This is a genomic window from Bilophila wadsworthia ATCC 49260, from assembly GCF_000701705.1.
GTDB lineage: Bacteria > Desulfobacterota > Desulfovibrionia > Desulfovibrionales > Desulfovibrionaceae > Bilophila > Bilophila wadsworthia.
In genome coordinates, this window is the sequence record NZ_JNJP01000068.1 from 1 (window position 1) to 19,527 (window position 19,527).

The 19,527-nt window shown below is 63.6% G+C and carries 12 protein-coding genes; all 12 read right to left on the bottom strand.

From position 1 onward, the window contains the following. Nucleotides 1-54: 54 nt before the first annotated feature. Complete coding sequence (locus T370_RS0116940; RefSeq protein WP_029436419.1) at nucleotides 55-1,044, bottom strand: XdhC family protein; 990 nt, start codon at nucleotides 1,042-1,044, stop codon at nucleotides 55-57. 336 nt (nucleotides 1,045-1,380) lie between these two features. Continuing rightward, nucleotides 1,381-2,706, bottom strand: coding sequence for an NCS2 family permease (locus T370_RS0116945; protein WP_005028773.1), 1,326 nt, complete (start codon nucleotides 2,704-2,706; stop codon nucleotides 1,381-1,383). 112 nt (nucleotides 2,707-2,818) lie between these two features. Further along, nucleotides 2,819-3,349 (bottom strand): xanthine dehydrogenase iron sulfur-binding subunit XdhC, encoded by a 531-nt coding sequence (gene xdhC, locus T370_RS0116950; RefSeq protein ID WP_005028774.1) that lies wholly within the window; start codon nucleotides 3,347-3,349, stop codon nucleotides 2,819-2,821. Beyond that, the gene (xdhB, locus tag T370_RS0116955; protein WP_005028775.1) at nucleotides 3,343-4,242 is read right to left on the bottom strand and encodes a xanthine dehydrogenase subunit XdhB; all 900 of its coding nucleotides are present in this window, start codon (nucleotides 4,240-4,242) and stop codon (nucleotides 3,343-3,345) included. Before xdhB ends, xdhC begins: the two co-directional genes overlap by 7 nt. A 353-nt stretch (nucleotides 4,243-4,595) precedes the next feature. Then, complete coding sequence (xdhA, locus tag T370_RS0116960) at nucleotides 4,596-6,929, bottom strand: xanthine dehydrogenase subunit XdhA (protein WP_029436420.1); 2,334 nt, start codon at nucleotides 6,927-6,929, stop codon at nucleotides 4,596-4,598. Nucleotides 6,930-6,978: 49 nt separating this feature from the next. After that, nucleotides 6,979-7,854, bottom strand: a complete 876-nt coding sequence (gene yqeB, locus T370_RS0116965; RefSeq protein WP_005028777.1) for a selenium-dependent molybdenum cofactor biosynthesis protein YqeB — start codon at nucleotides 7,852-7,854, stop codon at nucleotides 6,979-6,981. 312 nt (nucleotides 7,855-8,166) lie between these two features. Continuing rightward, nucleotides 8,167-11,475 (bottom strand): putative selenate reductase subunit YgfK, encoded by a 3,309-nt coding sequence (gene ygfK, locus T370_RS0116970; RefSeq protein ID WP_029436422.1) that lies wholly within the window; start codon nucleotides 11,473-11,475, stop codon nucleotides 8,167-8,169. Between the two features lie 117 nt (nucleotides 11,476-11,592). Next, on the bottom strand, nucleotides 11,593-12,963 hold the full coding sequence (hydA, locus tag T370_RS0116975; protein WP_029436423.1) for a dihydropyrimidinase: 1,371 nt from the start codon (nucleotides 12,961-12,963) through the stop codon (nucleotides 11,593-11,595). Between the two features lie 26 nt (nucleotides 12,964-12,989). Further along, nucleotides 12,990-14,261 carry an amidohydrolase family protein gene (locus tag T370_RS0116980; protein WP_029436424.1) on the bottom strand — a complete coding sequence of 424 codons (1,272 nt, stop codon included), beginning with the start codon at nucleotides 14,259-14,261 and terminating at the stop codon, nucleotides 12,990-12,992. A gap of 76 nt (nucleotides 14,262-14,337) precedes the next feature. Next, entirely contained in the window at nucleotides 14,338-16,917 is a 2,580-nt protein-coding gene (gene xdh / locus T370_RS0116985) for a selenium-dependent xanthine dehydrogenase (RefSeq protein WP_029436425.1), read from the bottom strand. Nucleotides 16,918-17,283: 366 nt separating this feature from the next. After that, a complete protein-coding gene (ygeW, locus tag T370_RS0116995) occupies nucleotides 17,284-18,480 on the bottom strand; it encodes a knotted carbamoyltransferase YgeW (RefSeq protein WP_005028782.1) in 1,197 nt (398 codons plus the stop codon). A 12-nt stretch (nucleotides 18,481-18,492) separates the two neighbouring features. Further along, a complete protein-coding gene (locus T370_RS0117000; RefSeq protein ID WP_005028783.1) occupies nucleotides 18,493-19,455 on the bottom strand; it encodes a carbamate kinase in 963 nt (320 codons plus the stop codon). Between the last annotated feature and the right edge of the window lie 72 nt (nucleotides 19,456-19,527).

The following is a 19,527-nucleotide window of genomic DNA, read 5'->3' on the forward strand; positions in this document are numbered from 1 at the left end:
GGGCGGGGAAACCTTTCTCCAGAAAGGTTTCCCCGCCCCTCCCAATCTTCTCTTCTACACCAACCCCCTGCGGGCGGCGATGAGCTCGGCTACGATGGATACGGCGATTTCCTCGGGTGTTTCGGCACCGATTTCGAGGCCGATGGGGCTGTGGACGCGCCCGAAATCATCTTCGGAAAAACCTTCAGAGCGCAGAAAACTGTAGATGCCGTCACGCTTGCGCTTGCTTCCGATCATGCCGACGTAGTGGGCCGTCGTGTGCATGGCCTGAGAGAGGCATCCCCTGTCGTGGCTGTGCCCGCGCGTGGCAATGACGATATAGTGCTCCGGCCCGATGCCGCAGGCTTCAGCCAGTCCTTTGAATTCAGGCAGGACATGCACGGCGCGGGCAAAGGGGAAACGCGTCGGAGAGGCGTATTCCTCACGGTCGTCGACGGCAATGACCTCAAAGCCGACCTCATGGGCCAGCCTGCCCGTGGCAAGGGAAACGTGCCCGCCGCCGCAGAGTACGACGACGCCCTGATGGATCAGAGGCTCGACATAGACGCGCCTGCCGTCGAGATCGATGCAGGCCGCGCTGTTGCTCCTGACTTGCGCCAGAACGGGGGCGGGCAGAGCCGGGGCGTCCGTGTGGAAGCTGCGCTGAGGCGAGGCGGGATCGGTAATATCCACGAGCCAGACCCCAAAGGCGGCCCGGCTGCGGCAAGCCGCTGCCTGACGGAAAAAGGGAAGCTGCTCGGGCGTGATCCGCTCCACGAGGATATCCACGATGCCGCCGCAGATCATGTCGGCATCCGGTGTGAATCCGGTCATGTCGAAATGCATCAGGCGGGCGGTTCCGCCCTTGCGGACGGGCAGGCACGCCGCCAGCACGTCCGATTCGACCTGACCGCCGCCGATGGTCCCGATCACGGACAAGTCCCGCGTGACCAGCATCTGCGCGCCCGCATGGCGCGGGGCGGAGCCGGAACGATCGATGATCGTGGCAAGCGCCAGAAATTCTCCCTGTTCAAGATGTTGGGCAATGTCGTTTTCCAGCTTCATGCGAACCGCCTCGTGATGGGAAATTCATTTCCGCAGGGCCCAAGGCCATGCCATATATGTTTTACGGTGCATGATGCTACACGCTCTTGCCGGACGGATCAAGGTGAAGCGCAATTTGGAACGCAGCTCACGGAAACGACGCCGGGCCGAAGCAACGGGTTGTCTTCCCGAACCTTATCCCAAACAACGAAAAAACTTCTCGTCAGTATGGCCGGCAACAAGGATTCGATAAGCGCAAAAGTCTTTGAAGAGGGAGGGGGAGAGGTTTGGAGAGGGGGAGGGGGAAACTTTCTGAAGAAAGTTTCCCCCTCCCCCTCTCCAATATCCCTTTTGTCCCTAACTCCGCATGGCGAAGTTGATGACGAACATGGCGGTGATGATCCACATGAAGAGGCTCACTTCGCGGGCACGTCCGGAAAGGAGCTTCACGGCGGCGTAGCTGACGAAGCCGAACCCGAAACCGCTGGCGATGCTGTAGGTCAGCGGCATCATGATGATGGTCATGAAGGCCGGGAAGCCTTCGGTAAAGTCATTGAAGTCGATGTTCATCACTTCCATCATCATGAGCGCGCCCACGATGAGCAGCGCCGGAGCCGTGGCGAAAGCGGGCACAAGGCCGATGAGCGGGGCGAACACCAGAGAGGCGGCGAACAGGACCGCCACGGTCAACGCGGTCAGGCCGGTGCGGCCGCCCTGCGAAATGCCCGCGGCGCTTTCCACATAGCTGGTGACGGTGGACGTACCGAGGAAGCTGCTGACCACCGTGCCGACGGAGTCGGTGACCAGCGCCTTGTCGAGGTTCTCGATGTGGCCCTTGTCATCCATCAGCCGGGCTTTGCGGGAGAGGCCGATGAGCGTCCCCATGTTGTCGAACAGCTCGACGATGGTGAAGGTGAAGATGATCGAAATGATGCCGTACTTGAGCGCGCCCATGATGTCGAGCTGCATGAGCGTGGGGGCGAGGCTCGGGAGGGAGAAACTCATAACGCTGTCGATCCCGGAAGGGGCCGGAGATACGCCGAATACCATGCCGAGCACGGCGGTCACGAGGATGCCGATGAGCAGGCTCCCCTGGACGTTACGGGCCATGAGCCCCGCCGTGAGCATGAGGCCGCAACAGGCCAGCAGCGGGCCGGGTTGGGTGACATGGCCGAGGGCGACTACTGTAGCGTCGTTCTTTACCACGATGCCCGCGTTCTGGAGCCCGATGAAGGCGATGAACATGCCGATGCCGACGACGATGGCATACTTGAGGTTCATGGGCACGGCATCAATGAGCAGCTGGCGGACGTGCGTAACCGTCAGCAGCAGGAACACGATGCCGGAGAAGAACACCGCACCGAGGGCCACGGTCCAGTGCAGGCCGAGGACGCCGCAGACGTAGTAGGCGAAGAAGGCGTTCAACCCCATGCCGGGGGCCACGGCCACAGGGAAATTGGCCCAGAGGCCCATGGCGGCGCTGCCGATGACCGCGGACCAGACGGTTGCTGCAATGGCGGCTTCCTTGGGGATACCCGCGTCCGCGAGGATGCTCGGATTGACGAAAATGATGTAAGCCATAGCGACGAAGGTGGTCAGGCCGGCGAGGATTTCCGTTTTGACGGTCGTTCCTTTTTCGCTCAGCTTGAAAACCCGTTCCAGTATGCCTTTTGTCTGGGCCATGGGCGTTCCCCGGTGGTTGAATGGTTTCGGATGATTCCCCCTAAAACAGACAACCCCTGTACATGGGAATCATGGACAGGGCAAGTCTGCTGAAAAACACGGCTGATTTTGCTCAGCTTTGATGATGGTGGCATGGCCCGTCCGGCTTGCGGAGACAGGCACAGGTATTTTGCGGCGGTGTGTCGTTGAGGCAGCTTTCCACGGCGGCGATGATGGCGTCGTAGCCCGTGCAGCGGCAGAGGTTCCCGGCGTGCCCTCGGCGGATTTCCTCGCGGGTAACGGGCTGGCCCTTGTGTTTTTCGATGAAGGCCGTACTGCTCATGACGAGGCCGGGCGTGCAGAAGCCGCACTGGACGGCCCCGGCGTCCACATAGGCTTGCTGGACGCGGGAAAGCCGGTTGCCCTTGGCTTCGCCCTCGGCGGTGCGGATCGTTTTTCCGTCCGCCCAGACGGCGAGAAAAATACAGGAATCCACGGGGATATTGTCGACGAGCACGGTGCACGCGCCGCATTCGCCCACGCCGCAGCCTTGTTTGGAGCTGGTCAGGCCTTCGGCGCGCAGGACTTCGAGCAGCGAGGCGCGGACGTCAAAGGAAAGTTCCCGCGCCTTGCCGTTGACGGTGCAGCGTATGGTTTTCAGCATGAGGCGGCCTCCTGAAGTTCGACGGCGCGGACGACGCACCGGGCAATGACGCGTTCCGCCAGCGTGCGGATGATGTGCATACGGAAATCCCGGTTGGCGCGCCACGAGGTTCTGGGCTGCACGTCCGCTTCCACGGCGGCGCTGATTGCGGCGAGGGTGGCGGGCAGAGCTTCGGGCGTCGCGGAACGGCCCAGGGCGGCGGCTTCGGCGCTGGGGCAGCGCACCGGGATCGGCGCGGATACGGAATAGGCTAGCCGGATGCCCGAAATGACCGTCCCGTCAAGTCTGACGGCCGCCGCGCAGCCGATGGTGGCGATGTCCATGGCTTCGCGCATGGCGTATTTGTGGTAGGCTGCGCCCCAGCCCTGCCAGTCTTCAGGCCGGAACTCCACGGAAAGGAGCACTTCATCCCGCTTGAGGGCGACCCTGCCGGGCCCGGTATGGAAGCCGAGGGCGGGTATGGTCCGTTCTCCCTCCGCTCCTCTGATATTGAGGTAGCCGTTCAGGGCGAGGACGGGTGCGCAGGTGTCCGCCGAGACGGCCCCGTTGCAGAGGTTGCCGCCGATGGTGCCCATGTTGCGGATCTGCGGCCCGGCGACGCTGGCGGCGGATTCCCCGAGCATGGGGATGCATTCGCGGATGATGGGGGATTCCTCAAGATCGGTAAAGCTGGCCCCTGAACCCACGCGCACGGTGCCGTCCGCCTCGCGGGTGATGGGTTTCAGTTCGGGCAGGTCATGGATGTCCACGAGCCGGGAGAAACCTTCGAATTCCCGCAGCTTGATGAGCACGTCCGTGCCGCCCGCGATGAGGCGGGCTTCGGGATCTTCTCCGAGCAGCCGGATGGCGTCGCTCACGGACTCCGCTTTTTGGTAGGATTGTATATCGAACATGGGTGATCCTTTGGGTTGAGGATACCCGGGGGGGAGGGTTTTTTTGAAAAAAACCTCCCCCCCGGACCCCCTCCCGCAAAACGCCGACTGGCGGGGAGGGGACACGGAAGGCGTTCAGGAAGGATATGCCGGGAAAAAGCCCTATCCTCTTTTTCAAATGAACCGTCTTCGCTCAAATGTTGCTCGGGGTTTGTTTCCCGGTCGGCCCATCATTTCATACAGCGCCGTCCTGAAGCCCGCATACGAAAATTTTTGGTGGATGAGGGGAGGGGGTCGGGGAGGGGAAAAGGCCCCTTTTTGCGGAATCCCCATAAAGGGGACAAGCGGGGCATTCTCCCCTCCCCGATAGTTTTCTATCCCTTAATCAATCCAGCCTTCACGAATTCCTCGAACAGCAGCTTCGGCGTCATGGGGATGGCGTTGACGGCGACGCCGGTCGCGTCGAGGACGGCGTTGCGGAGCGCCGGGGCCGGGCTGATGAGCGGCGGCTCGCCGAGCGACTTGTTGCCGTATACGCCTGAGGGTTCCTGCGTTTCCACAAACGCGCAGTCCAGATCCGGAATGTCGCAGGTTGTGGGGAACTTGTAGTCCAACAGATTGTTGTTGTGCACGCGCCCGGTGGCGGGATCGACGAGCAGTTCCTCATAGAGCGCCCAGCCGATGCCCATGCCCATGCCGCCGTGCACCTGCGCCGTGGCGAGCGCGGGATTGATGATCACCCCGGCGTCGTGCACGTTCAGGATGTGCGTGATGCGGACCTTGCACAGATCGATATCCACTTCCACTTCGGCAAAGCAGCCGCCGAAGGAGGGGGGATTCTGGCGCGTCTTGAAGGATACCTCTGCGGAGAGCTGTCCGCCGCGATCCTTGTTGTAGAAAGAATCCATCGCCAAATCGTGCAGCGTGACCACGACGCTTTCGGGGTTGCGGACAAAGACTACGGCATCGCCCTGCGCGGTCGGCGCGATGGTCAGGGCGGCGGGCGTGTGCCCGGTCATTTCGGCGGCATAGCCGAGGAGCTTCCGGCGCAGCCCGTCCGCGACGGCGTGCACGGCGGGGGCGCAGGTGTAGGTCTGGCGGGAGGCGTAGGCCCCGGGATCCCACGGCGTGATGTCCGTGTCCTGCGTGGAGATGACGTGGATGTTTTCATAAGCGACGCCGAGCGTTTCCGAAACCATCTGGGCAAAGGCGGTGTCCGCGCCCTGTCCGATTTCCGTCGCCCCGGTCATGAGGTTCACCGTGCCGTCCTGATTCAGGATGAGGCGGGCGCTGCCCGGTTCCACATTGGCAGGATAGGTCCCCGAACCATAGCTGAACGCGGACACGCCGACCCCGCGCCGCAACGGGCTGCCCGTGCGGACGGCTTCTTCATTGAAGGCTTTACAGGCGGCCTTGCGTTCGTCCCACCGGAACTTTTTGCGGCCTTCCTCAAGGCAGTCGCTGATGCCGAGCGTGGCGACCGGCTTGCCGTTGAGCGGAGAGATGTCGCCGTTGCGCCCGGTGTTCTTCAGGCGGAAATCCAGCGGGTCCATGCCGAGCGCGCGGGCCGTATCGTCCATGAGGCATTCGATGGCATAGGCGGTCTGGGGAGAGCCGTAGCCCCGGCAGGCCCCGCCTACGGGGATATTGCTGTAAAAGGTCTTGGCTGAAAAACGGTACGTGGCGTGCGGGTAGACGTAGCAGACCTTGGAACCGCCCGCCGCCGCGATGGAGTGCCCGTGCGAGGCGTAGGCCCCGGTGTTGGAGAGCACGTCGAGGCCGTAGCCGAGGAGCTTGCCGTCCTTTGTGGCCCCGGCCCGCGCCGTCATGGCAAAGGCGTGGCGCACGCGGGTGCAGAGCATACATTCCTCACGGGTCAATTCCATGCTCACGGGCGCGCCGTCGAGCTTCATGGTCAGGAAGGCCACGATGGGCTCCAGCACCACATCCTGTTTGTTGCCGAACCCGCCGCCGATATAAGGCTTGATGACCCGGACGGACGACCACGGGATGCCGAGCGCCTGCCCGACCACGCGGCGGCAGATGTGCGGGATCTGCGTGGAGCTGACGATCACGATATGCCGCATGTCGTCCATGTAGGCGTAGGCCGTCTGGTTTTCCAGATGGCAATGCTGCATGGTCGGCGTGCGGTAGGCGCCCTCAACCACCACGTCGGCGGCCGCAAGGGCTTCGTCGAGCGTGCCGTTGCATTCGAGGGTGTGCTGCTTGAGCAGGTTGCCGTCGGGATTCACGGAGGGCTGGAGCACGGGCGCACCGGGAGCCAGCGCCGTTTCCGCCGAGGTCATGACCGGGAGGGGCTCATATTCGACTTTGACCAGATGGGCGGCCTTGCGGGCGGTGAGGCCGTCGCGGGCCACGACCACGGCCACTTCGTCGCCGTAATAGCGGACGTGCTTGGTCAGCAGAAGGCGGTCGGCCACGTCTCCGTGCGACGGGTCCATGGAGTAGGGATGTCCGGCTGTGGGAAAGAGGAAGCCCGGCACGTCATCGGCGGTGAAGACGGCCTCGACGCCGGGCAGGGCCAGCGCTTCCGAGGCATCGATGGAAAGGACCATGCCGTGGGCGATGGTGCTGTGCACATAGGCGGCGTGCCGCATACCCGGCAGGCCCATATCGTCGGTATACCGGGCCCGCCCCGTCACTTTGGCTTCGGCATCCAGCCGTTGTTTGGATTGTCCGATTGCCATGCCGCTTCTCCTGTTCTTCTGGTGTGAAATGGTTCGCTTGTGGCGTTGTTTACGCTGTGGGCACGTTCTTGTCCACAGGGCAGTGGAGGATGCCCCTGCGGATGTAGCAGGGGCGGTTGAAGCGTCCGAGGATGGCTTCCAGTATGCCGCCGCCGATGGCAAAGGCCTTGTCCGAGACGTGGTGGCAAGCCGTGTTGTCGCGCGGATCCACGTCGCCGACTTTGATTCGATCCGTAACGGGCGTTCCCGAGCGCAAAAGGCCACGGATAACGCCGCTGATAACAGTGCGGATTTCCTTGGATACGCCGTTGGCCTCAACGGTGGCGACGACATCGCCGGCCTTGACGTGGTCTCCGATGTCGTGGCGGCTGAGAAAGATGCCGGTCTGCGGAGCGCGCAGCACGCGCTCGGTGGTCATGCCCACGATGTCGCCGGGAATGCCGGTATCGGGCTCCGCGCTGCCGGAGTAGAGGACCCGTCCGAGGTTGTGCCCCCGGTTGGTTTCGACGATGCAGTGGACATTTTCGCCCACGGTGAAGCCGGGCCCCACGCCGATGACGAGAGGCGCGTCGGTGATGCCGACGCCGACGTTCCGTTTGGCGAGCGTGGCTTCAATGACGACTTCGGGGCGGAGGCGGGGGATGGTGACGCCCTGCGGATCGACCATGACCGGGATGCAGCCGGCGTCCCAGAGCGGGGCGATTTCTTCGGGCCGGGGAGCGAGGGCCGCCGTAATGCCTTCCACCGTGCAAAGGCCCTCATAGACGGCTTCGGAAAAGGCCACCCTGCGCCTTACGGCCATCGGATGCGCCGTTTCCAGAATGATCAGGCGCCGGAAGCCGGAACGATAGAGCCTGAGCGCGATGCCCGTGGCGATGTCCCCGCCGCCGCGGAGAAGAATGGCGAACTGTTGGTATTGGTACATGCTGCAACTCCTGCTGCCCGAAGAAGGGGTTTTCTCTGAACTATATACGCAGTGGCATGATGACACAACTATACCTTGGGTTCCGGTCGGCAGCGTTCGTGGCCATTTCATATCGTGTTCGTTGTAGAAACAAGAAGAATCAATAAAAACATATTGTTGAATCTATAAATTTTTCTTTGTGCCGGGTGGATTTTTTAGCCGATGCAGTGCCGGGGCAAGCGGTTTGCGGGTGACGGGGGCCATAATGCGGAAGAACCCGCGGCATCCGGGGGGAGGAGCGGATCCCCGGATGCCGCGGGCCTGTGGAGGAGCCTATTTGTGCTTCGGCCCGGCGAAAGGCTGCTTGCGGGCCAACAGGCGGAAGAGGGTGGCGGCCTCCACCGCGCCGGACAGGGCGGCCTCGTTGACGTCGCCGTTCAGCGTAACCTTGGTGGCGCAGAGGGTTCCGCCGTCGAGATGGGCGATGAGGGCATCGCTTTCGAAGACGAAGCCGTCCTTTTCCGCAGCCAGCGAGAAGGCCTTGCCGCCGCGCTTGCCTTCCAGCCGCGCCGGACTGGCGAGTCGGTAGCCGTCCGGCGCGTTGTCGAAGGATTCGCGGGACAGGTGGATACGGGGCTTGTCCCGGTACGGCGCACCCGCCGATGGGCAGAAGGTGGCGCAGTTGCCGCATTCGTTACAGGCGTCGGCAATGTTGACTATCTGGTAACTTTGTTCGAGCCGCCGGTTGGAGAGCGTTTCCACGCGCACGCCGTCGCCGTCGCGCACCGCAACCTGCACGGGATGCGGCATGGGCAGGGAGAGCAGGGCAACGTTGGCCCGGTTGGGGCAGACCGTGGTGCAGACGTTGCAGACCAGATCGCACTGGAGGCAACGGCGGGATTCGTCCATAGCCTCCTCTTCGGTGAGGGTACGGATGGCGGGATCGAAATCCAGCCTGTCTTCCGGGCTGCGTTCCGGCAGGGCCAGACCCATGACGCGGGTGGCCTGCCGGATGCACAATCCGTCGAGATCCGGCCTCCGCTCGTCGGACGGCGTGGCTGTGGCCGCCTGTGCGGACAGGCCGAGGCGGGCAAGGATGGTTTCGGCGGCGTGGCGTCCGTCGGCCACGGCGTTGATCAGGGTCGCCGCGCCGCGCACGGCGTCGCCGCCCGCGAACACGTTCGGCAGCGATGTCTGGCTGGTATGGGGATCGGCCTTGAGCGTCATTGCGTCGGGCAGGAAGCCGGCCTTCACCCGCTGCCCGATGGACACGATGAGCGTATCCGCGCCCAGCGTGAAGGTTTCATCCGTGGGAACGGGGCGGGGACGCCCGCCGTCGGGATCGGGGACCAGCCGCATCCGGCGGCAGCACAGGCCGGAAACACGGCCTCCATCGGCAAGGACTTCCTCAGGGGCACACAGTTCCACGATGCGCACGCCTTCGTCCAGAGCGGCTTCGATTTCTTCGATGTCAGCGGGCATTTCCTTGCGGGTGCGGCGGTAGGCGATGGTCACGCTGCCGTTTTCCCCCACGAGACGTCTGGCGGCACGGGCGCAGTCCATTGCGGAATTCCCCGCCCCGATGACGACGGCGTAGGAGCCGATGCCCGTGGGCTCGCATCGGCGTACGGCGGAGAGGAACGAAAGCTGATCCAGAACCCCGGCGGCATCTTCGCCGGGGATGCCGAGGGGCAGGCTTTCCTGCGCGCCCACCGCGATATAGACGGCGTCGTTTTCCTCGGCCAGCGTGTCGAACAGGGCGGCGTCCACGGGCGTATCCTTATGGAGCCGCACGCCCAGCTTGAGGATGGCGTCGATGTCGCGGCGCAGGCTGTCTCCGGTCAGGCGGAAGGCGGGGATCGCGTCGCCCGCCATGCCGCCGAGCACCGGCTTTTCTTCGTACAGGTGCACCTCCACGCCCTGTGCGGCGAGGAAGCGGGCGCAGGACAGCCCGGCCGGGCCCGCCCCGATGACGGCGGCGCGCTTCCCGGTTTGGGCGGCGGGAACGCCGGAAGCGGCTTCGGCCATTTTTTCGGCCACGAAGCGCTTGACCTCGCGGATCATGAGCGGCTTGTCGTAATTGATGCGGGTACACCGGCTCTGGCACTGATGGTTGCAGGCCATGCCCTGAACGTTCGGGAACGGATTGGTGGCGGTGATGACCCGCCACGCCAGCTCGAAATCGCCCCGGGCCACGGCGTCGAGATACCGGGGAATGTCCTGTTCCGCCGGACAGCCCGACATGCAGGGTGCGGCGGCGCAGTCGAAGCGCGGGAGCGGGCGCTCTGTCTTGACCGAAACGTAGGGGAACCGTTCCTTGTGGTACCGGCTGTGCTTGCCGAGGACAGCCGCCGCATAGCTGACGAGGTTGGCGAAACCGGGATTGCCGGCGATCGGCGATCGGCTCTTCTCCCATTCGGCTATGGTGTGGGCCCCGGCCTTGCGCATCTCGGCACGCAGCGTGTCGAGGTACTGGTGCAGCCGCCCGTAACCGCCGGGCTTGAGGATGTCGGAGGACATGGTGATCGGACGGAGGCCGCAAGCCAACGTGTCCGCCACGTTGAACGTATCCACCCCGGCGGAGAAGGCGATGTCCAGCTTCCCGTCGAATTCCTGCTGGAGGCGTTCGGCGAGGTTGATGCTGATGGGGTGCAGGGATCTGCCGCTCATGTAAACCATGCCCTCGCTGCGGGGCAGGTTCTGCTTTTCGTTGGCGGTTTCGAGCGTGTTGGTCAGCTTGAGCCCGAAGGCTACGCCCGCCGTTTCGGCGGCTGCGGCGAGGTTGCGGATGATGGCCACGCCGTCGTTGTATTTGAGGTCGTGCCCGAAGGCTTCGTCGGGAACGCATACGTCATAGCCGAGCTGCGTATTCAGGATGTCGCGCAGGCGTTCTGGGCCGAGCAGGGTGGGGTTCAGCTTGATGGTCGTGTTGTACTTGCGTTCGGTGATGAAATAGCGGCCGATGCTTTCCACTTCGTCGGGCGGGCAGCCGTGCATGGTGGAGACCGTCAGGTTATCGGAGAGGCGGGCCGGAATGGGCATCTTCTCGATGGCGGGGTAGAGCGGGGCCAGCCCGGCCTTGATCCGCTTCACGTCTTCCTCCGCGTTTTCCATACGGTCGAGAAAACGCTGCACGGCTGAGCTCTTGATGCCCTCAAGGTTGTATCCTGCGCTCATGTTGAAGATGAAGCCGGGCCCCTTGCCGGGTTCGGCCTCCACGGGCAGGTTGAGCATGTCGCGCAGCACATACAGCAGCACGAAAGCCTTGAGGTACTCCTCGAAGGACTGATCAAGCTTCAGCTCCTGCGACCATTCGCAGTTGTAGCCCTCGTCGGCCATGTCGATGCAGGGCTTGGCGACGTTCAGCTCGTCGAGCACCTGCACGGTCTTGAGTTCGATATACCGAGCGCCGCACAGCCACGCGGACAGGATGTTCTGGGCAAGCTGCGTATGCGGACCGGCGGCCACGCCGAGAGGGGTTTCCAGCACCTTGCCGTAACGTTCCATGCGGAACGGATCATCCGGCTTCGGCATAAAGAAAAGCTCCCGGTCGATGCCGAACAGTTGTTTGTTCGGCAGGTCGTGCTGCATCCAGCAGAGCAGCGTTGCGGCGTCCAGCGGTGTGAATCGATCGGTATGCATATATGCGTCTCCTTGGAAGTATGTGGAAACTGGAGAGGAATGGGCATTGGGGAGGAGGGGCTTTTCGCGCGTCGCCCGCACCTGTGTGTGGCGGAGCCTTTTCATTTTGAAATGGTCCTAGAGCGTCCTCGGAACGAACCTTCCCTGTCCTGCATACCCGGAGAGCTGCCTGCCGAAAATGATAGGTTCGCCGCGCAGCCAGACATGGCGGGGCCAGCCGCGCACGACCATGCCCTCATACGGGGTGCAGTCCGCTTTTTGATGAAGATTCCGGGTTTTGATCAGCCGCTCATCCGTGGGATCGATGACCACAATGTCCGCGTCCGCGCCGGGTTCGAGGCGCCCCTTGGAGGCAAGCCCCATGAGCCGGGCCGGAGACGTGGACACCACGTCCACGAAACGCGGCAGCGTCAGACGCCCGTGCAGCACGCCTTCGCTGAACAGCAGAGGGATGCGCGTTTCGACTCCGGGAACGCCGCCGGGACAATCCAGCACGCTTTCTTTCCCGCGTTCCCGTTTCTGGGCCAGCGAGAAGGAACAGTGATCGGTAGCGGCAACCGAGATGCTGCCGTCCGCAAGGCCCTCCCAGAGCGCGGCGCGATCCGCTTCCGTCCGCAGGGGCGGGGCCATGATGTACTTGAGGCCGTCCCGTTCGGCATAGGCGGATTCGTCGAGCAGAAGGTACTGCGGGCAGGTTTCCGCAATGACCGGCTGTCCGGCCTTCTGCGCCTCGCGGACGCAGGCCAGGCCTTCCGCCGTGGACAGGTGCACGATGTACACGGGCGCTTCCGCCGTTTTCGCCAGTTTCAGAATCCGGTTGACGGCTTCAGCCTCGCACCGGGCCGGGCGGCTCCGGGGATGGCTCATGGGATCGCGCGGCGCTTCGCGGCGCAGTTTGTCCCCCAGAAAACGGGTGATGGCGTGGTTTTCGCAATGGACGGCGAGCAGGCCGCCCGCATCCCTGAGCGCGGCGAGAACCTGCAGCAGCCCTTCGTCATCCAGCCTGCCGTCATAGGTGGTGTAGGCCTTGAGCGTGGGAAATCCCTGCGCCACGACCTCGGGAATCCGGGCAAGGACGGCGTCGTCCACATGCTGGAACACACCGTGCAAGGCGTAGTCCGTGTGGCAGCGGCCATCCGCCTGCTCCAGATACGCGGTGGGCTGATGGGGCAGATCGCATCCCTGCGGGCCGAAGCCCGGGTGTTCCACGATGGTCGTGGTGCCGCCCCATGCCGCCGCCAGCGTTCCGGCTTCGAAACCGTCGGAGACGTGCGCGTCGCCCACCGTCAGGTTGACGTGGGTATGGGCGTCGACTCCGCCGGGCATGACCACGCAGCCGGACACGTCCACGATTTCCGTTCCTTCAGGCTGCTGGGCCTCGTGCAGCCGTTCGCCGAGTTCCAGAATCCGGTCGCCTTCAATCAGGATGTCCGTGTTGAAGACGCCGTCCGCGCGTGCGACCAGCCCGCCGGTAATAAGCATACGCATGGTGAGCCTGTTTCCCTGTTGATGGATTACAGCAGGGCCCAGAGGCGGCGGGCCTGCTCGTTGGCGTAGGCGAGGATGTCGGCCTCATCCATGCTGGCGAGCCTGCCGTGATCCACGATGAGCCTACCTTGGCTGATGACGGACTCCACGTTGCGGGCGTCGAAGGCATAACAGAAGTGCCCGGGGAAGTTGTCCTGCGTCAGCGGCGTGGGGGAATCGTAGTTGAGGATGACCAGATTGTTCGCCCCGCCGCCCGGCGCATTGTGGCCTTGGATGTGCGCGTGTACGGCGCGGAGGCGCTGGTAGGCCGCCAGGGGGGACATGCCGCCTTCGGCGAGCCCGGCGATGAAGTAGGAGGATTGCGCGCTGCGGATCATGTCGCTGTGCATACCGTCCGTGCCGAGCATGACGCGGGGGAAATCGTTGTAGCGTCCGAGCCCGACGTTGTTGTTGAGGTTGCTTTCGGTGTTCTGCACGACCCAGCAGGGAGAAGTGCGGATAAGGTCGCGCTCTTCCGCATCGAGATGGACGCAATGCCCGAGGATGGACAGAGGCAGATCAAGCACGCCCGCGTCCGAGAGGCGGCGCACGACGCTCTTGCCGTAGGTACGGGCGCAGTGTTCCTGATCCTCGATGCCTTCGGCGACGTGGATGTGCACGCCCGTCTTGTGCTTGCGGGCGAGATCCACGGCGCGCCCGAGCAGGTCGTCGTCCACCGTGAAGGAAGCGTGCAGCCCGACGTGGCCCTTGCGCCCGGAGGACAGGAAGGCGTCGGTTTCATCGAGTCCCTTTTCCTTGATCTCCTCTCCATCGCGGCAGGAGATTTCATAGCAGAGCAGGTGTCCGAGGCCCACGCGATCCAGCGCCTTGGCGATGGTTTCGAGGCTGCCGTCCGGATGGAAGGGCGAGGCATGGTGATCGATGACGAAAGTTACGCCGTTCTTGGCACAATACAGGCCGGTAACAAGAGCGCTGGCCTCGATCATGTCGTGATCGAGCTTTTTGTCCATGCGCCACCAGACGTATTCGAGCACCTCAAGGAAGTTCGCCGGCGCCTTGGGTGCGGGAGGCATACCGCGTGCGAGGGCCGAGTAGATATGGTGGTGCCCGCAGCCGAAGGAGGGCGTGACGAGGCGGCCCGTGCAGTCCAGTACGGTGTCTTCCGGCGGACACTCCACAGGGGCGTGGGCGTCAAGCGCCATCCCGCCGGACGGGCCTTCTTCGACTTTGATCGTCGTGGTCGTCGCCTTGAATGTTTCCGGGTCGATCCATGTGGCGTTGCGCAGGTACAGGCTCATTGTCGGCTCCTTTGGGAGTAGGGGATATGATGGATAATCAAGGGAGGGGACGGCAGCCCCTTGCCCGTCGGAAGCGCTACCTCTTCTTGCGCACGGGCAGTTCCCGCCTTCTCACGCCGTCCACAAGATACAGGGCGTTGACGATGGCGGGCGCGGTGGGAATGCAGGCGATTTCCCCGATGCCCTTGGCCCCGCACGGCCCCTCGGGATCGGGGACTTCCACGGCGATGACCTCTATTTCCGGCACGTCCACCGAGCGGAGAAGTCCGCAGGCGTTGAGCTTGCCGGAGGTCAGATAGCCGCCCTTGACCGGGATGCTTTCGGTCAGCGCATAGCCCATGCCCATGACCACGCCGCCCTGTACCTGCCCTTCGTAGAGCGGGCGGTTGACGACGCGGCCCGAGTCGTGCGCGGCGATGATCTTTTCGATCCCGCTTTCCTCGTCCATGAATACCACATGCGTGGCAAAGCTGTAGGAAACGTGGTTGCGGATTTCACCCGGCGCGCCCTGCCCGGAAGTCTGTCCCGCCGAGTCGTAGTGCCCCTTGTAGAAACGGCCCACGAGACGGTCGAGCCGTCCGCCGTACTTGTTCAGATCGCCGCGAAGCTGCCGGGCGGCGTTGACCACGGCGTGACCGAGCTGGAACGTGCCCCGGCTGGCGGTGGTGCTGCCCGCAAAGGCCCCGTATTCGGTGGACGCGGTAATGTCGATGGCAACATCAGGGCCGAGTTCCGCCACCTCGCACAGCATCTGCCGGGCTACCGTGTTGATGCCCTGTCCCATCTCCGTCCAGCCATGATGCAGGACAAGCCGCGCGCCCGCCGGTTGTTCCGGAGCCGGGTGTACTTCAAGGTAACAATCGCAGGGTTCGGGGATGCCGTTGCCGATGCCGGAATTCTTGATGGCACAGGCGATGCCCGCCCGGGGGTGGCTGCGGAAGGCGTCGCGTACCGCGAGCAGGGTTTCGCGCAGGGCCGTGCCTTCGCCGAGCACCTGCCCGGTGGTGACCATGCGGCCCGGGGCCACGGCGTTGTCATAGCGGAATTGCCAGCGGTCGAAGCCCCCCTTTTCGCACAGCTCGTCGATGAGGCATTCCATAGCGAAATTCGACTGGTTGACCCCGAACCCCCGGAACGCGCCCGCCGGAAGGTTATTCGTGAATACCGCCTTCACATGCACGTCCACGGAGGGGATGTGGTAGGCGCTGGTGGCATGGGTGCCGGTACGGGTGACGACCGGGCCGCCCGCCGAGGCGTACGCGCCGGTATCCGCGATGATGCGGACCTTGGCGGCCTGCAGGATTCCCTTTTCGTCGCAGCCGATGACGTAATGGAGCTTCATGCCGTGGCGCTTGGGGTGCATACGGATGGATTCGGGCCGGGAGAGCCGGACCTTGACCGGACGCCCAAGCAGATACGCGGCGAGCGCGGCATGGGGCTGGCAGGTGAAGTCCTCCTTGCCGCCGAATGCGCCGCCGGAGTCGGCCAGCGTAACCGTGACCTTGGGCGTGGGGACATGGAGCAGGGCGGCTATGTCGGTCTTGTCGTGCCAGATACCTTGCGACTGGACATAGAGGCGTACCCCGCCCGCTTCGGGAACGGCCAGCGTCGCTTCGGGCTCGATGAAGGCGTGCTCGACCGCCTGGGTCCGATACGTGGCCTCGGCGGTGAAGGCGCAGCGGGCCAATGCCTCGTCCACGGGCTCACCGCGCCGGATGGTCTTGTCGAGCAGGATATTGCCGTTTTCGTGGATATGGATGGGCGAGGTTTCCGCCTCCTCCATGTCGAGGAGCGGCGTCAGAACCTCATAATCGACCTTGACGCAGGCCGCCGCAGCACGGGCTTCGGCCTCGGTTTCCGCGACCACGCAGGCCAACGCGTCGCCGATGTAACGGGTGACTTCGCCAACCTTGATATAGACGGGCCAGTCCTTGGCGTAAAGGCCGAGCACACGCTCGCCGGGGATGTCGTCGGCGGTCAGGATGCGGACGACGCCGGGCATGTCCGCCGCTTCATCCGTATGGATGGCAAGCACGCGGGCCCGGGGATGCTCGCTGAAGACGATGGCTCCGTGCGCCATGCCGGGCGCGTCAATGTCGTTGACGAAGGGGCGGGTTCCGACAGCCCGTTCGTAGCCGCCATACTTGGGCCAGCCCGATCCGAGGCGCGGGTTGTCGTCGGGTTCGGGAATGTTCCCTTCCGGTAATAATGTTGCGGCATCGAGGATGGCGTCCACAAGCTTGACGTAGCCGGTACAGCGGCACAGATGCGGGCGGACGGCCTTGACGACTTCTTCCCGGGTGGGGTTTGGATTGGTTTGCAGGAGTACCTTGGCCCGCATGAGGAAACCGGGAGTACAGAAACCGCACTGCACGGCTCCCCGGTTGACGAACGCCATGCCGAGCGTCCGCCTGAGCGTTTCCGGCAGGCCTTCGAGTGTGACAACGTCGCCGTCGGTTACCTTGCTCATGGGGGTGGAGCAGGCGAGGCACGCCTTGCCGTTCAGTTCCACAAGGCAGGCTCCGCAGGCCGCCTGACCGGAGCAGCCGTCCTTGGCCGCCGTGAGGTGGCGGTCATTGCGGAGATAGGAAAGGAGCGAAACGGCTGGATCGCCGTCATACGTCGTGGCCTGCCCGTTGAGTCTGAACGCGATCATGGCATCTCTCCTGCAAGGCACTGGATTGTGCGGGGGGGGGAACCTTCTGAAGAACGCTTCCCTTCCCGCGCCCCCTCCACTCCAAAAGCTTTTGACTGGCGGGGAGGAGACACATCGGGAGTTTTCTTTCTACTTATGGTTTATACGGCTTTGTCCGCACTCCGCAAAGTGAAACTTTTCAGGGGCGGGTTGTGACGCCGTGACAGCTTGTTCATTGTTCTTTCCACGTTCCTTTCCATACAACGGAACTCCCGTTCGCGGCCTCCCTGCCAGTCAAAGTTTTGCGGGAGGGGAGCGAGCCGCTCTGGCAGGTCCGGGGGAGGGGCTTTTTCAAGAAGTTCCCTCTCCCGTGCCTTCATTCTTCCCTTACAAGCAACGCTGACCGCCCTTTTCGAGCAGATCGAGGAGCAGATCCGCAGGGTTGCGCTTGCGGGCGAGGGTGATCATCGCGGCGATGATATAGGGCTTGTAGCTGGCTTCCTTGTACAGCGGCACGCGGTAGCGGTCGAACACGCTGGCGGCTACTTCACCCTCGGCGCAGGATACGCCGGAAATATCGGCGGGCAGGCAGTGCATGTACAGCGCTTCGCCATTGCGGGTGGAGGCCATCAGCGCCTCAGTGCACTCCCAATCCTTATGGTTGGCGTTCTGGGCCAGCAGTTCCTTTTCGAGCTTCTTGATGCCGTCCATGTCGCCCGCGCCGTAGAGATCGGTACGCTGCTGCATGGCCGCGAAGGGCGCCCAGCTCTTGGGGTACACGATGTCCGCGCCTGCGAAGGCTTCGGCCATGTCGTTCGTCCTCGCAAACGAACCGCCGGTTGCGGCGGCGTTGCGGCGGGCCACCTCCTCGACGCCGCCCATGACTTCATAGCCTTCGGGATGCGCCAGCACGACGTCCATGCCGAAACGGGTCATCAGGCCGATGACGCCCTGCGGCACGGAGAGGGGTTTGCCGTAGGAGGGCGAATAGGCCCAGCTCATGGCGATCTTCTTGCCCTTGAGCTTTTCCACTCCTCCGAAATGGTTGATGATGTGCAGCATGTCAGCCATGCACTGGGTGGGGTGGTCGATGTCGCACTGGAGGTTGACCAGCGTGGGCCGCTGTTCCAGCACGCCATCGCGGTAGCCTTCCTGCACCGCTTCGGAAACCGTGTGCATGTAGGCGTTGCCCTTGCCGATGTACATGTCGTCGCGTATGCCGATGACGTCGGCCATGAAGGAAATCATGTTCGCGGTTTCGCGCACGGTTTCGCCGTGGGCAATCTGCGATTTGCCTTCGTCGAGATCCTGCACTTCAAGGCCGAGCAGGTTGCAGGCGCTGGCGAAGCTGAACCGGGTACGCGTGGAGTTGTCGCGGAACAGGGAGATGCCGAGCCCGGAATCGAACATCCGGCAAGAGATGTTGGCTTCCCGCAGGCCGCGCAGGATTTCCGCCACAAGGAAGGTCGCGGCGATTTCGTCGTCGGTCTTCTCCCACGTCAGGAAGAAGTCGTTCATGTACATGCGGCGGTAATCGCGCTTGGCGAGGTTGCTGATCAGTTTGCGGATGCGGATCTTGTCCATGAGGTACTCCTGTTACTCTTTGGTAATATGTGTGCCCGCTCCCTTCGTGAGCGCGGCGTTGAGATATTCGGGACTGGTGATGACGACTTCCGAGCCGCCGTTGCGGATGAAGTCCACGGCGGCCTTGATTTTGGGGCCCATGCTTCCGGCGGGGAAGTGCCCCTCGGCGAGATAGCGTTCCATTTCGGAGACGGGGACGTTGTGCAGCGGGCGCTGCATAGGGGTTCCATAGTTGAGCGCGACGCTTTCGACGCCCGTGGAGATGGCGAGCATGTCCGCGCCGAGCTGCGTCGCCAGCAGGGACGAGGCGAGATCCTTGTCTATGACCGCGTCCACCCCGAAGAGCCCTTCGGGCATACGGACCACCGGGATGCCCCCACCGCCCACGGCGACGACGTTGAACCCGGAGTCGAGCAGGTTCTTTATGGCGTCCAGTTCAATGATTTCGCAAGGCTTGGGCGAAGGGACCACGCGCCGCCAGCCGCGGTTGGCGTCCGGCTTGAGTATCCAGTCGGGATGCTGTTGGTGCAGCTCCGCGAGCTGATCCTCGGCGTAGAATTCGCCCACGAACTTGTCTGGATCGCTGAAACCGGGATCGGCGATGTCCACGCGGACCTGTGTGACCAGCGAAACCGTCCGTCCCGTCTTGTCCGTAAGGCCGCGCCGCTTGAGCACGTTGTCGAGCGATTGCTGGATCTGGTAGCCGATGGCGCCTTGCGTGTCCGCGACGCAGCTTACCAGCGGGACGATGTGCATCCCCGCGACCGCGCGGGCGATTTCCGAGCGCAGCATGATGAAGCCCACCTGCGGACCGTTGCCGTGGGTAATCAGCACCTGCCAGCCCTGTTGGATGACGTCGGCGATGTGTTCCATCGTCTCGCACAGCGCGAGGTACTGGTCTTCGACGCTTTGCTTGTCGCGGTGCTTGATGAGGGAGTTGCCCCCAATGGCGATGACCGCAAGTTTCCGGCTCATGGCGTGGCTCCTGATGAGGAAGGGGAAAGCGGGGGAGGGGAGAAGGAACCCTTCTGGAGAAGGGCTTCCTTC

Bases quoted from the DNA above. Each gene is read 5' to 3' on its own strand.
- T370_RS0116940 (WP_029436419.1), bottom strand. From the start codon at position 1,044: ATGAAGCTGGAAAACGACATTGCCCAACATCTTGAACAGGGAGAATTT.
- T370_RS0116945 (WP_005028773.1), bottom strand. From the start codon at position 2,706: ATGGCCCAGACAAAAGGCATACTGGAACGGGTTTTCAAGCTGAGCGAA.
- xdhC (WP_005028774.1), bottom strand. From the start codon at position 3,349: ATGCTGAAAACCATACGCTGCACCGTCAACGGCAAGGCGCGGGAACTT.
- xdhB (WP_005028775.1), bottom strand. From the start codon at position 4,242: ATGTTCGATATACAATCCTACCAAAAAGCGGAGTCCGTGAGCGACGCC.
- xdhA (WP_029436420.1), bottom strand. From the start codon at position 6,929: ATGGCAATCGGACAATCCAAACAACGGCTGGATGCCGAAGCCAAAGTG.
- yqeB (WP_005028777.1), bottom strand. From the start codon at position 7,854: ATGTACCAATACCAACAGTTCGCCATTCTTCTCCGCGGCGGCGGGGAC.
- ygfK (WP_029436422.1), bottom strand. From the start codon at position 11,475: ATGCATACCGATCGATTCACACCGCTGGACGCCGCAACGCTGCTCTGC.
- hydA (WP_029436423.1), bottom strand. From the start codon at position 12,963: ATGCGTATGCTTATTACCGGCGGGCTGGTCGCACGCGCGGACGGCGTC.
- T370_RS0116980 (WP_029436424.1), bottom strand. From the start codon at position 14,261: ATGAGCCTGTACCTGCGCAACGCCACATGGATCGACCCGGAAACATTC.
- xdh (WP_029436425.1), bottom strand. From the start codon at position 16,917: ATGATCGCGTTCAGACTCAACGGGCAGGCCACGACGTATGACGGCGAT.
- ygeW (WP_005028782.1), bottom strand. From the start codon at position 18,480: ATGGACAAGATCCGCATCCGCAAACTGATCAGCAACCTCGCCAAGCGC.
- T370_RS0117000 (WP_005028783.1), bottom strand. From the start codon at position 19,455: ATGAGCCGGAAACTTGCGGTCATCGCCATTGGGGGCAACTCCCTCATC.